The organism is Humidesulfovibrio sp., assembly GCF_035560995.1.
Taxonomy (GTDB): domain Bacteria; phylum Desulfobacterota; class Desulfovibrionia; order Desulfovibrionales; family Desulfovibrionaceae; genus Humidesulfovibrio.
Genome location: NZ_DATMYK010000311.1, coordinates 1 through 12,033, shown reverse-complemented (window position 1 = coordinate 12,033; position 12,033 = coordinate 1). Strand labels below are relative to the sequence as shown.

Genomic DNA, 12,033 nt, shown 5'->3' with positions numbered 1-12,033 from the left:
GTTGGCCACCTCAAGCAGCAGGCCCTCGTCCCAAACCACGCTGCCGCCGATGCTGGCGGCCAGGCGGTCGCCCTCGCTCTTCACCAGCTCCAGGCGTTCGCGCGCATCCAGCACAACGTTGGCCTTGTCGCGGATGATGTCGAAATAGTCGGCCGCGCTGTCCACGGTCCAAGGGCCGGGGCCCAGCACGCGGTGGCCCAAAGTGGTGCGGCCGGAGCTGAGGCCGGCGATCTCGATGGGCACCACGTCGGCGTCCAGCAGGGCCAGCACCCAGCGCAAGGGGCGGCCGAAGAGGAAGTCCAGGCTGCCCCACTTCATGCGCTTGGGGAAGGAGAGGGACTTGAAGGCCGTGAGGCAGAGGCCAGGCAGGATGTCGAGGGTCTTTCCGCCGCCCACGGTCTTCTTGGCGGCCAGGTATTCGCCCTTGGGAGTCTGCTGGATGAACAGTTCGGCCTCGGTGACGCCCTGGGTCTTGGCGAAGCCCTCGCCCGCCTTGGTCAGCTTGCCGTCGGCATAGGCGATCTTGACCGGCGGACCGGAGACGATCTCCTCCTCCAGGCGCTGCACCAAAGACAGGCCGGACACGTGGGCCACCAGCCGGCGCGGGGTGGCGAAGGCGCGCACGCCGCCGTGGTCGATTCTGGCCTCGGCCAGCAGGCGCTCGAACAGCTCGACCAACTCCTCGCCCAGGCGCGGAACAAAGCGCGCGGGCATCTCCTCAGTGCCGATCTCAAGAATGAATTCAGACATATATCGACTCACTTCCGGCTATTTGGCGGTTTCGAGCATGGGGTAGCCCAGGGCCTCGCGCTGGGCGGCGTACAGGGCGGCGATGGCCGAGGCCAGGGCGCGCACGCGGCCGATGTAGGCCGTGCGTTCGGTGATGGAGATGGCCCCGCGTGCGTCGAGCAGATTGAAGGTGTGCGAGCATTTGAGGCAGTAGTCGTAGGCGGGCCAGGGAACCCCGGCCTCGCAGAGTTTTTTGCACTCGCCTTCGAACTTATTAAACATGTCCAACAGCATGGCCGCGTCGGACAGTTCAAAATTATACTTGGACTGCTCCACCTCGTTCTGGTGGTACACGTGCCCGTAGGTCACCTTGTCGTTCCACTTCAGGTCGTAGACCGATTCCTTCTCCTGCAAGTACATGGAGATGCGCTCAAGGCCGTAGGTGATCTCCACGCTGGTGGGAAAGAGGTCGATGCCGCCCACCTGCTGGAAGTAGGTGAACTGCGTCACCTCCATGCCGTTCAGCCATACCTCCCAGCCAAGGCCCCAGGCGCCGAGCGTGGGCGATTCCCAGTCGTCCTCCACGAAGCGGATGTCGTGGGCGGCGGGGTCCACGCCAAGGGCGCGCAGGGAGTCCAGGTACAGGTCCTGCACGTTGTCCGGGCTGGGCTTCAGGATGACCTGGAACTGGTAGTAGTGCTGGAGGCGGTTGGGGTTCTCGCCGTAGCGGCCGTCGGTGGGGCGGCGCGAGGGCTCGACATAGCACACGTTCCAGGGCTCCGGCCCGATGACGCGGAAGAAGGTGGACGGATTGAAGGTGCCCGCGCCGCACTCGATGTCAAAGGGCTGCACCATGACGCAGCCCCGGTCGGTCCAGAAGCGCTGCAAGGTTTGGATCACGTCTTGAAAGTTCATATCGACTCCAGAAACCTAGATTTTTCTGTACGTTCCATTTTCCCAGCGCAAGCCCAGGTGCCAGGCCACGAAGCGGTCCACCACGCGGCCCAGCTCCCGGCGCATGTCCGGCGCCACGGCCAGCCTGGGCCAGTCCGCCGGGCGGCTTGCGCCGATCCATTCCAGCACCCGCACCGACCCCAGGCACAGGGGCTCGGAAGGTACGTCGTCGCACAGGCCGCACACCAAGCCGCCGCGTTCGACGGAAAAGGCCAGGCGCTGCGAAATATCAGCCTCGGCGCAGTCGTGGTCCCAGGCGGCATGGTCGCTGGCCGGGCGGCCGCAATGCACGCACAGGGCCAGGTCCGGCTTGAGTCCCTGCTCAAAGGTCAGCTTGGCCTTGAACAGAAGCGGCAGCATTTCCGCGCCCACGGAGCCGTCCTCCAGGGTGGACAGCGTCTCGCAGAGCAGGTCGAACACCCGGCGCGCACCGTCCTGCCCCACCTGCACGGCCTCCACAAACTTGAGGCAGTGGGCCACCAGGCCCAGCTTGCGCGGGTCGGCCCGCAGGCCGGGATAGGCGTGCAGAAGCTCGCCCTCCTGCAGCACGTGGTAGGAGCCGCGCCTGCTTGTGCCCACCGAGAAGGAGGCCAGTACCAACTGGTCCAGACAGCCGGAAAAGCGCCTGCGGCTGCGGCTGCCTCCAAAGGCGAAGGCCGTGATGACACCACGGCCCGCGCAGAAAAGTTTGACCCAGACGTCGTTTTCCCGAAAGCGGCCCACCCTGAGCACCAGGGCCTTTTCGGTGAACTCCATGCCCTACTCCCGGCCGGCCCCTAGCTAGTTGCCGATTTCGAGGGTGGCCGTCTGGCCGCGCTGGCCCTCGTAGGGATAGAACGCGCCGTTCAGCTGGAAGCTCACGCCCCCGGCGTTGCCCAGACGAATCTTGGCCTTTTGCGAGAACTCGAAGCGGCGGCTGTCGCCATCACGCAGGGTGAAGGTCTTGCGGCGCTGGCCCTCGCTCACCTCAACCCAGCAGGACTCGCCCGGCTTGCCAATGACCACCAGCTCCTGCATGCCCTGCGTGCGGGCTTCCGGAGCGGCGGCGGGCTGGGGGGCCTTGCGCGAGACTTCGATGGGCGCGCTGGCCACGCTGGCCCCGGTGAGGGGCGCGGAAGCCATGGGCGCGCCGGTTTTGAACTCCGGCATGGCCGAGGGCGTGGAGCCGGAAGCGGCCGGAGACACAGCCGGGGCCTGGCTCGGGGCGGGCGCGGCCTCGCTGGCGTTGGCTTCCGGCAGGGTCGCGCCGGACTCGGTGGAGTTCGTGTCCGTCACGTCCGTGGCGTTCGTAGCGTTTTCCGCAGGCAGCAGCGCGGCCACGGGCGCGGCCGGTTCCGTCTCGGCCTGGATGCGCTGGAACTGGTACACCAGCCCCGCGCAGCCAGCGGCCAGGATAAGCAGCACCACCCACAGCCACGCGCGGCGGCGCGGCTTTGGGGTCAAATCGGCTGGTTTGGGGAAGCGGATCTGGCTCTCCGGTTCCTCCGCCTTCTCTTGGACGGGCGCGGCGACAGGCGCGGCAGCCGGCCAAGAGTCGGGCTCGGAGACCGCTTCGGCAGCGGGCGCGGCCAAAGGCGCGGCAACAGACTCCGCAAGGGGCGCAACGTCCGGCGCAGGTCCGGAGGAAAGCGTCTCCGCGGGGGTGACGGCAGGCTCAGTCTCGGTCAATGAGGGCTCGCTCGGCGTGGGCTCGGCAACCTGAGCATCCGGCACGGCGGGCGCGGCGGGCGTGGGCACCTGGGGCACGTAGCCCGAATCGCCGTCGGACTGCTCATCAACCACGGCCACGAGCGGTTCGGGGGCCAGCCCCACAAGGCGGGCATAATTGCGCACATACCCCTTCAAATACACAGGGTGCGGCAGCAGCTTCACCGCGCCGTCCTCCAGCGCGTTCAGGTTGCGGCGGCTGATTTTCGTGGCGTCCATGACATCGCGCACGGACAAGCCCCGCCGTTCCCGCTCCTGCTTCAGAAGCCCGCCCAACTCCATCAAATTCATGTGCACGCCCCGCATCGGCCCCGAAGGACCCTACAAGTTCCGGTATTCTATGACTGCCTTTTCACGCAGTTTCAGCATGTATTCCTGAAAGACCTTCTCGAACTTGGCCTCGTGCAAGGATTGGTAGATCTGCTCGCGGACGGCGTCCAGGGGCAGTTCCTCGCCTTCCTTCAAGCTCACAACCTGCAGCAGCCCGGCGAAGTCCTGCACGCGCACGGGCGTGCTGATCTGGCCGGGCTTGAGGCCCGCAAGGGCGGTGTTCCATTCGGGGGCCAAATCCTTCCAGGCGATGAAGCCGATGTCGCCGCCGTGGCCCACGCCGGGGCCCTGTGAGTACTTGTTGGCCGCCTCGGCGAAGGTCAGCTGTCCGCCCTCGATCTGGCTCTTGAGCTCCAGGGCGGACATGCCGGAGGGCACCAGGATGAGCGACAGCTGGACCATGCTGTCCTTGGAGAACTCGGCCTTGCGCTCCTTGTAGCGCTGCTCCACCTCGGTATCCGTCACCACGACCTTGCTGGTGACCACGCCGCCGATGAGCCTGTGACGGATCATGTCGCGGCGCATGTTGCGGGCGAAGTCGGCTCTGGTCATGCGCTGCAGCGCAAGCTGACGCTTGAACTCGTCCTCGGTCAGGTTGCGTTTGCTCAAAAAGTCCTTCACCTGGTCCTCGACCTCGGCATCGGTGACTTTGAGTTTGTAGCGCTCGGCATCCTGCTGGATGAGGATGTCGTCGATGAGCTGGTCGAGGATTTGCTGGCGCAGGGCGGAAACCTGGGTGATCTCCTCCGTGCTCAGCTGGCGGCCCCGGGTCTGCTCGTAGATGGGACGCATGCGCTCGTCATGCTCGAATTTGGTGATGATCTTGCCATTGACCACGACAAGAACGCCATCAACCAGCAGGTCGTCGGCCAGGGCGGGCGACCGCCACACCAGGGCCATAAACAGCACCAGGGCGAAGACGAGGCCTCCGGCCCGAAAAATTCCAGGTACGCGCATGATGCTCCTTTACGCTCTCCGTCAACAATCCCGAGACTTGGACAACGCCCAACCCGGGGAACCCTACCTTGTCTCGTTGCCGCTTGCAACGTCCTGCTGCCCCTCGCCCGCGCTGGCGTTCCCGGCTTCGTCCGGCGCTTCCGCCGCTGGCTCCGGGGGCAGGTCCTCATTGTCCTTCTTGTGCAGCAGCCGCTCGCTGACCATGATCACCGAGGCGTCCAGCGCCTTGCCCAGCCAAGCATCGAAGGCCTGCTGGAGGCGCTCCTCAAGCAGCGCAGCCTCCACTTGCGGGTAGGCCTGGGCGATGTCCAGGGTCTCGGCCCCCAGGCGCTCCAGCAGCAGCAGCCCCTCAAAGCCAGCCCGGCCGGACAGGATGGCCCCCTGCCCGCCCGCGCCATTGGCCTTGTCCCCGTGCAGGGCGTCGGCCCAGGCCGGGGTCAAAAGCTCGCGCGGCACGGTGACTTCGCGCACCTGCACGCCGGGGAAGGCCTCGGTGAGGGCGGCGGTGTTCTTCTGCTGCCGGTACTGGGCCAGCACCTTTTCCACCTGGGCGCGCTCCTGCGCGCGCACCACGAGCACGCGCACGCGTTCCGGCAGCCGGAAAGCCGCCAAGTGCCCGCGGTAATAGGCTTCAACATCTCGATAGTCCAGCTTGATGGAAGGGCGCAGCACAAGCCGCTGAAACTTTTCTATGCCGCAGACATAGCGCAGCTGCTTGCGCCACATCTTGTGGTCGATGAATTCCTCGGCCAGCATCTGGTCAAAGCTGTCGTCGGGGTAGTCGGCGCGGACCTTGGCTTCAGCCTCGGCCAGTTCCTCGTCGCTCACCTCCTGGCCGCGCTTGGCCAGCTCCTGGGCCACCAGCTCCTGGGCGATGAGCTGTCCCAGGATCTCGCCATAGGCCTCGCGCAGCGCGCCCACGGAAGGCAGCGTGCCGGAAAGCGCGTCGAAGTGCAGCAGATCGTACTGGAATTCCACCAGCTCCAGCGGAATGGGCTGGCCGTTGACGCGGGCCACCACACCCACCTCGTCCTGCGCGCGGCGCACGCAGGCGGGCGCCCCGAAAACCAGGGCGGCCAACAGCCCGGCCACAAGGACCAGGGCGATGAGCGCAGTGCGGCGGCGTATCTTCATGCTCCGACCTTGTGCGGCGCGGGTGCGCCGCTGTCCAGCAACAGTTCCAACTCGCTCCGCAGGTACTCCAACCCGGCGCGCACGTCCAGGCCTTCGGGGTAGCGCAGCTCCAGCTTGGAAGGCGGCAACAGCCGCGCCTGGCGGGAAGAGTCGCCCACCCAGGCGATGAGCGTTTCCGGGGCCACGGCGCTGGCCTGCGTGCTGAAGCTGAGCACGGCCTTGGCGGGCGAGAGCTCGGCCTTGAGCACCTGCAGGCGCGAGAGCACGGCCTTGACCTCCAGCACGCTGACGAACTGCCGGGCCGCTGGCGGCAAGGGGCCGAAGCGGTCGCGCAGCTCGGCCTCAAGGTCGGCCAGCACGGCCAGGGTGCGCGCGCTGGAAAGGGCCTTGTAGTAGCGCAGGCGCTCCTTGGCGTCGCCCACGTAATCCGACGGCAGGTGCGCCTCGAACACGAAGGTCAGCTCCGGGTCGGTCTCCTGCTTCAGCGGGCCGCCGCGCACACGGCGCACCTCCTCCTCAAGCATCTCCAGGAACAGGTCCAGGCCCACGCGGGCGATCTGGCCGCTCTGCACCTCGCCCAGAATGTTGCCCGCGCCGCGCAGGCGCAAGTCCTCCATGGCCACCTGGAAGCCCGCGCCCAGGTAGTCCAGGTCCAGAATGATGCGCAGGCGGCGCTTGGAAATCTCCGGCAGGCGGTCCAGGCTGGGCACCACGAAGTAGGCGTAGGCCTGGCGGTCGCTTCTGCCCACGCGGCCGCGCAGCTGGTACAGCTGGCCCAGGCCGAACATTTGCGCCTGGTCTACGATGAGCGTGTTGGCGTTGGGGAAGTCCAGGCCGGATTCCACGATGGCCGTGCACACCAGGACGTCCAGCTCCTTGTGCCAGAAGCCGTGCATGGCGTCTTCCAGCGCCCGTTCGCTCATCTGGCCGTGGGCCATGCCCACGCGGGCGCCGGGAGCCAGCTTGCGCACGTACTCGGCCACCTGCTCCAGTCCTTCCACACGGTTGTACACCCAGAACACCTGCCCGCCGCGCTCAAGCTCCCGCGCCAGGACGTTGCCGAGCAGCGTGTCGTCGCGCTCCACAAGGGCGGTCTCCACCGGCTTGCGGTCCTCAGGCGGGGTCTCGATGACCGAAAGCCCCCGGATGCCGGAAAGGGAGAGCTGGAGCGTGCGCGGAATAGGCGTGGCGGTGAGCGTCAGCACGTCGATGTTCTTGCGCAGCAGCTTGAGCTTTTCCTTGTGCTTCACGCCGAAGCGCTGCTCCTCGTCCAGGATGAGCAGGCCGAGTTTGGGCAGCTCCACGTCGCCGGAGATGAGCCGGTGGGTGCCGATGAGGATGTCCACCTCGCCGCGCGCCGCAGCCTGGATGGTGACCTTCTGGTGCTTGGGCGGCACGAAGCGGCTGAGCATGCCGATGCGCACGGGAAAGCCCTCCATGCGCCGGGTGAAGGTCTGGTAGTGCTGCTCTGCCAGCACCGTGGTGGGGCACAGAAGCGCCACCTGGCGGCCGTCGTGCACGGCGCGAAAGGCCGCGCGCAGGGCGACCTCGGTCTTGCCGAAGCCCACGTCGCCACAGACGAGGCGGTCCATGGGCTCGGTGCCGCCCATGTCGGCGAAGACGTCGTCGATGGCCTTGGCCTGGTCCGGGGTCTCCTCAAAGCCGAAAGTGGCCTCGAACTCGCGGTACATCTCGCCCGGGGGACCGTAGGAGTAGCCCTTGGCCACGCGGCGGAAGGCGTACATCTCCACCAGGTCCTGGGCGATCTTCTCAATGGCCTTGCGGGCGCGCTCCGTGCTTTTGGCCCACAGGCTGCCGCCCAGCTTGTCCAGCCGGGGGTTCACGCCCTCCGGCCCCTTGAAGCGCTGGACGAGGTTCAGGCGGTCCACGGGCAGGTACAGCTTGTCCTCACCGTCGAAGAACAGCAGCAGGTAGTCGTTGGCCACGTCGCCGATCTTCAGGTGGTGCAGCCCGCCGAAGCGCGCCAAGCCGTAGTCGCGGTGCACAAGCAGATCGTCCGCCGCCAGGTCGTCGTGCCGGGACAGGCCCTCGAAGGCCTGCTTGCGGTCGGCGCGCACCTTGGGCGCGGCCTCCGGCTGGAGGATGTCCTCCGGCAGAATGGACAGCTGGCAGCTGGAAATCTCCATGCCCGCCTTGAGGGGCGAGATGAGCGCGCTGATGCCCTTGCCGCCGGCCACAAAGGACTGGCTGACCGCCAGCCCCTCCTGCTCCGCCAAGCCCAGGAACTTCTTGCGCGAACGCTCCGAATGGAAGGAGAGCACCACCTGCGCGCCGCTGGCGCTCCAGTCCTTGAGGGCCGTGGTCAGCGCGGTCCAGGGCCTGCGGGCCTGATCCGGCCGCCAGAAAAGATCGCCGAAGCTCTGATAGCTCTTCTCCGGCAGGTCCAGGCCGAGCTTCTCCTGGCCCATGACCAGGTCCTCGAAGACGATCTGCCGCTTGCCCAGCCAGGTCTTGCGGGCGCGCTCCTCGGGCCAGCACAGGGAGGACAAGGGCCAGCGCCAGCCGCTCTCGGCCTGCTCGCGCTCCAGGAAGGACCGCCAGCCCGCGTGCTGGTCCTCCAGCCTGCTGCGCAGCTCCTGCGAGGAGGCCAGAATATACACGGCGTCCTGGGGCAGAAAACTGTCCAGGGTGGCGGCCTCGGGGTAGAAGAGCCCGGGCCAGATCTGCGTGTCCGCGCGTTCCAGGCGCTCGGAAAGCTCGCGCTCTTCGCCCACGGCCATCTCGCCGCTGACGCGCAGGCGGCGCCACAGGTCCACGGCCTGCTCCATGGTCTGGCGATTCAAGACCGCCGGCGCCACGGGCAGAAGCGTCACTTCCTTCAGGTCCGCGCGGGAACGCTGCGTGGCCGGATCGAAGAGGCGCAGCTCGTCCAGGGTATCGCCGAAGAATTCCAGGCGCAGGGGCAGCGGATAGCCTGCGGCGTAGATGTCCACGATATCGCCGCGCACTGCGATTTCGCCAGGGGCGGTGACCACGGGGCGGCGCACGTAGCCCCAGGCGATGGCCTGCTCCAGCACCAGTTCCGGCGACATGTCCTCGCCCTTGGTCAGGGTGAGGCCGTTCTGCTCCACCACGTCCTGGGCGGGCCAGCGCGGCAGCAGATTGTCCACCGTGAGCAGGATGATGCGCGGCTTGCGGCCGAAGGAAAGCGCGTGCAGGGCGGCCCAGCGCTGGCCCCAGTCCTCGGCAGTGGGCTTCTTGGGCAGATGCTGCGGCAGGGCGATGACCGGGCTCTCGAAGCTTGGAGTCAACTCGTCGTCCACGCCGGCAAAGAGCGACAGCAGGGCGTGGAGTTCACGGAACTCCCGCGCGCCCGCGGCCACCAGCACAACCTCCTGCCCCTTGGCGCGCAAGCTGTGGGCCAGCAGGGCCTGGGTGCCGGGTCCGCTCTTGAACACGCGCAGGGCCGCGCCCTGACCTTTGAAGAACTCGTCCAGACTGGAGGGGAATTGCACGGAACGCGGCTCCATTACGCCCAGACCCGGAATCCGGCGGCGTTTCAGCTCAAGGGGCAAGTAAAAAGGCCGCCGCTTCGCCGGATGCGCGAAGGGGCGGCCATAAGGGCGTTAAGTCGCGCAGTCGGTTTAGACCACGCCGAGGGCTGCGTGCTCCTCGCTGCTCAGGAGCTTGTTCAGATCCAGCAGGATGAGCAGCCGGTCCTCAAGCTTGCCGACGCCGCTGATGTACTCGGAATCAAGCCCGGACACAACTGGCGGGGGCGGCTCCACCGTGTTGGAGGGAATTCGCAGCACCTCGGACACGGAATCGACCACGAAGCCGACGACCATACTGCTGATTTCGATGACGATGATGCGGGTGTGCTTGTCGTGGGCGCGGTCCGCAAGTTTGAAGCGGCGGCGCAGATCAATGATGGGGATGACCTTGCCGCGAAGGTTGATGACGCCTTCCACAAACTCGGGCGCGCGCGGGACGCGGGTGATCTCCATGGTGCGGATGATTTCCTGCACCTTGAGAATATCCACGCCGAATTCCTCTTCGCCGATGCTGAACGTGACGAGCTGGATCAGGGCGTCGTCCTGGCGTCTCACATTCTCTTCCATAATTCCGGCTCCTTGGTTGCACCTTGCACGGCCGCCGCGCGGCAGGCACGGCTCTTGACTCCTAAATTCAGTTGCAGCATCCGGGCGCTTTGTCAATGCATTTTTGCTCGCCAGGCACCTGGGGCGTGTCCCCTGGCGCGGTTTGACGGCTGCAACGGAAACGCGTATCGCTCATGCAAAGACATCGGTCAGACACGGCCGCAACTTTATGTGCAAGGAACACGAGCAAATGGGACAATTCGCGATATCTGAAGAATCCTTCACCCTGGAAGAGCAGATCAAGTCCCTGGGGGACGACGAACTGCTGGACTTCTGGGAGGAGACGCAGCACCTGACCCGCGTCATGAGCGCCGGACAGCTGCTGCCGGGCGAGCCTTCCGGCGATTTGCCGGGAGACGAGCGCCTGCACCCGGAATACGAGCGGCTCATCCTGCAGGAACTGCAGGTGCGCTCCAGCCGGGGCGAATTGCGCTAACGCCTCAAACGTCGGGCCAAGAAAAAGGCCGGTCCTGCGGGACCGGCCTTTTTTGTTTGTATGATGGAGCGGGAAACGAGATTTGAACTCGCGACTTCAACCTTGGCAAGGTTGCACTCTACCGCTGAGTTATTCCCGCTCATCTTGCGCAAGCGTCCCGCGCGGCCGCGGAGATGTAAAACGGGGACCGGCCGAAACCGGCCCCCGTGAAGAACCTGGAGCGGGAAACGAGATTTGAACTCGCGACTTCAACCTTGGCAAGGTTGCACTCTACCGCTGAGTTATTCCCGCTCATGGGCTGAGGGCGGGCGGCTGCCACGCGGCGCCTCGCCATCAGAGAGATATCAAAGGGGGCCGACCGGAGTCGGCCCCCCGTAGTGAGCCTGGAGCGGGAAACGAGATTTGAACTCGCGACTTCAACCTTGGCAAGGTTGCACTCTACCGCTGAGTTATTCCCGCTCGTTTGGAGGCGGCATCCGGATTTGAACCGGAGGATGGAGGTTTTGCAGACCTCTGCCTTACCACTTGGCTATGCCGCCTTTTCTTTTGGAGCGGGAAACGAGATTTGAACTCGCGACTTCAACCTTGGCAAGGTTGCACTCTACCGCTGAGTTATTCCCGCTCAAAAGGGAGCCCCTTTTACCTTTGCCCCCCCCACCTGTCAAGCGCACAGCTCAACTTTTCCAGATTTTTTCACAACCCGGCGGCAGGAAGCGTTCACTAACACCCGAGAGATGCGCATGCAAGACAAAGCTTGCGGGAATCATTCCCGGAAAACATCTCGGGACGCCAATTTCCAGGGCCTTTACAACACCTCTGGTTTTGGTTTATCAGGCGCATTCGTTTGTACTCGGAGGGGCCAGCAAGGCGCATCCGCCAGGCCGTCCCTCCCATCCAGGAGATTGCCCATGGAAGCTAAGGACATTCAGTTCTTCCGGGACATGCTCAACTCCATGCTGGAGGACATCCTCCAGAAGGGGCAGGCCACCATCGACGACATGACCGAAACCGTCGAGGTGTACGCTGACCCGGCCGACCGTGCCACGGCCGAGTCCGACCGGGCCTTCACCCTGCGTCTGCGCGATCGTGAGCGCAAGCTCATCAAAAAGATCCAGCAGGCAGTCACCCGCATCGAGGAAGGCGAATTCGGCGTGTGCGTCGAATGCGGCGAGGAAATCGGCATCGCGCGGCTCAAGGCCCGCCCCATGACCACTTTGTGCATCAACTGCAAGAGCAAACAGGAAGAAGACGAAATGGTCCGGGGCGACTAGCCCCGCACAACGGCCAGCGGCCGCCGGACGGCTTCGTCTTTGGATTTTCCGCCCCCGCGACGGCGGGAAGCGGCCTTTGGACAGGAGGAAACTGCCAGGAGGTTCCGGTTGGAAGCCAACTTCTTCCGCTTCCTGGCGGCCGAGCTGTCGGACTGTCTTTCGGGACAGCGCGTTGAAAAGGTCCATGGCCCAACGGATGAGGTGACCGTGCTCACCCTCCATGGCCAGGGCCGCAAGCATCACCTGATCTTCAGGCCCGCCAGGCAGGCGGGCCTTCTCTTTGTTTCGGACTCACGCCCGGCCAATCCTTTCACCGCTCCCGCGCGCGTCATGTGGCTGCGCAAACGCCTCACCGGCCGCAGGCTGCTGGAGGCGCGCGCGGACTGGCCCAACC

At 65.6% G+C, this 12,033-nt stretch carries 11 protein-coding genes and 5 tRNA genes; 3 read left to right on the top strand and 13 right to left on the bottom strand.

What is annotated here, in order from left to right:
• From VN419_RS12475 to VN419_RS12440, 8 genes are all read right to left on the bottom strand, one after another.
• Positions 1 to 750 (bottom strand): glycine--tRNA ligase subunit beta (locus VN419_RS12475; protein ID WP_325647546.1); only part of this gene is annotated, 750 nt, incomplete at its 3' end.
• A gap of 18 nt (positions 751 to 768) precedes the next feature.
• Positions 769 to 1,644, bottom strand: coding sequence for a glycine--tRNA ligase subunit alpha (glyQ, locus tag VN419_RS12470; protein ID WP_325647545.1), 876 nt, complete (start codon positions 1,642 to 1,644; stop codon positions 769 to 771).
• Positions 1,645 to 1,659: 15 nt separating this feature from the next.
• Positions 1,660 to 2,439: a DNA repair protein RecO gene (gene recO, locus VN419_RS12465; RefSeq protein ID WP_325647544.1), complete on the bottom strand. Its 780-nt coding sequence runs from the start codon at positions 2,437 to 2,439 to the stop codon at positions 1,660 to 1,662.
• Positions 2,440 to 2,463: 24 nt separating this feature from the next.
• Entirely contained in the window at positions 2,464 to 3,681 is a 1,218-nt protein-coding gene (locus VN419_RS12460; protein WP_325647543.1) for a RodZ domain-containing protein, read from the bottom strand.
• A gap of 30 nt (positions 3,682 to 3,711) precedes the next feature.
• Positions 3,712 to 4,677: a SurA N-terminal domain-containing protein gene (locus VN419_RS12455; RefSeq protein WP_325647542.1), complete on the bottom strand. Its 966-nt coding sequence runs from the start codon at positions 4,675 to 4,677 to the stop codon at positions 3,712 to 3,714.
• A gap of 63 nt (positions 4,678 to 4,740) precedes the next feature.
• Entirely contained in the window at positions 4,741 to 5,811 is a 1,071-nt protein-coding gene (locus tag VN419_RS12450) for a peptidylprolyl isomerase (RefSeq protein ID WP_325647541.1), read from the bottom strand.
• The gene (gene mfd / locus VN419_RS12445; RefSeq protein ID WP_414652931.1) at positions 5,808 to 9,302 is read right to left on the bottom strand and encodes a transcription-repair coupling factor; all 3,495 of its coding nucleotides are present in this window, start codon (positions 9,300 to 9,302) and stop codon (positions 5,808 to 5,810) included. The genes VN419_RS12450 and mfd overlap by 4 nt, the downstream gene beginning before the upstream one ends.
• A 114-nt stretch (positions 9,303 to 9,416) precedes the next feature.
• A complete protein-coding gene (locus VN419_RS12440) occupies positions 9,417 to 9,893 on the bottom strand; it encodes a chemotaxis protein CheW (protein ID WP_325647539.1) in 477 nt (158 codons plus the stop codon).
• 229 nt (positions 9,894 to 10,122) lie between these two features.
• Here VN419_RS12440 and VN419_RS12435 point away from each other — a divergent pair, with 229 nt between their 5' ends.
• Complete coding sequence (locus VN419_RS12435) at positions 10,123 to 10,368, top strand: hypothetical protein (RefSeq protein ID WP_325647538.1); 246 nt, start codon at positions 10,123 to 10,125, stop codon at positions 10,366 to 10,368.
• Between the two features lie 64 nt (positions 10,369 to 10,432).
• Here VN419_RS12435 and VN419_RS12430 read toward each other — a convergent pair.
• From VN419_RS12430 to VN419_RS12410, 5 genes are all read right to left on the bottom strand, one after another.
• Positions 10,433 to 10,507: transfer RNA gene (locus VN419_RS12430), tRNA-Gly, on the bottom strand.
• A gap of 77 nt (positions 10,508 to 10,584) precedes the next feature.
• Positions 10,585 to 10,659, bottom strand: a tRNA-Gly gene (locus VN419_RS12425).
• A 93-nt stretch (positions 10,660 to 10,752) separates the two neighbouring features.
• Positions 10,753 to 10,827 (bottom strand) — tRNA-Gly (locus VN419_RS12420).
• A gap of 5 nt (positions 10,828 to 10,832) precedes the next feature.
• A tRNA-Cys gene (locus VN419_RS12415) sits at positions 10,833 to 10,907 on the bottom strand.
• 8 nt (positions 10,908 to 10,915) lie between these two features.
• A tRNA-Gly gene (locus VN419_RS12410) sits at positions 10,916 to 10,990 on the bottom strand.
• 286 nt (positions 10,991 to 11,276) lie between these two features.
• Between VN419_RS12410 and dksA the strand changes: the two genes are divergently transcribed.
• Together dksA and VN419_RS12400 are read left to right on the top strand one after the other, a co-directional pair.
• Positions 11,277 to 11,639 carry an RNA polymerase-binding protein DksA gene (gene dksA, locus VN419_RS12405; RefSeq protein WP_325647537.1) on the top strand — a complete coding sequence of 121 codons (363 nt, stop codon included), beginning with the start codon at positions 11,277 to 11,279 and terminating at the stop codon, positions 11,637 to 11,639.
• Between the two features lie 108 nt (positions 11,640 to 11,747).
• A partial coding sequence (locus VN419_RS12400) for an NFACT family protein (RefSeq protein ID WP_325647536.1) occupies positions 11,748 to 12,033 on the top strand: 286 nt, incomplete at its 3' end.

Coding starts and splice junctions, on each gene's coding strand:
- recO (WP_325647544.1), bottom strand. CDS start 2,439: ATGGAGTTCACCGAAAAGGCCCTGGTGCTCAGGGTGGGCCGCTTTCGG.
- VN419_RS12435 (WP_325647538.1), top strand. CDS start 10,123: ATGGGACAATTCGCGATATCTGAAGAATCCTTCACCCTGGAAGAGCAG.
- glyQ (WP_325647545.1), bottom strand. CDS start 1,644: ATGAACTTTCAAGACGTGATCCAAACCTTGCAGCGCTTCTGGACCGAC.
- VN419_RS12440 (WP_325647539.1), bottom strand. CDS start 9,893: ATGGAAGAGAATGTGAGACGCCAGGACGACGCCCTGATCCAGCTCGTC.
- mfd (WP_414652931.1), bottom strand. CDS start 9,302: ATGGAGCCGCGTTCCGTGCAATTCCCCTCCAGTCTGGACGAGTTCTTC.
- VN419_RS12455 (WP_325647542.1), bottom strand. CDS start 4,677: ATGCGCGTACCTGGAATTTTTCGGGCCGGAGGCCTCGTCTTCGCCCTG.
- dksA (WP_325647537.1), top strand. CDS start 11,277: ATGGAAGCTAAGGACATTCAGTTCTTCCGGGACATGCTCAACTCCATG.
- VN419_RS12460 (WP_325647543.1), bottom strand. CDS start 3,681: ATGAATTTGATGGAGTTGGGCGGGCTTCTGAAGCAGGAGCGGGAACGG.
- VN419_RS12450 (WP_325647541.1), bottom strand. CDS start 5,811: ATGAAGATACGCCGCCGCACTGCGCTCATCGCCCTGGTCCTTGTGGCC.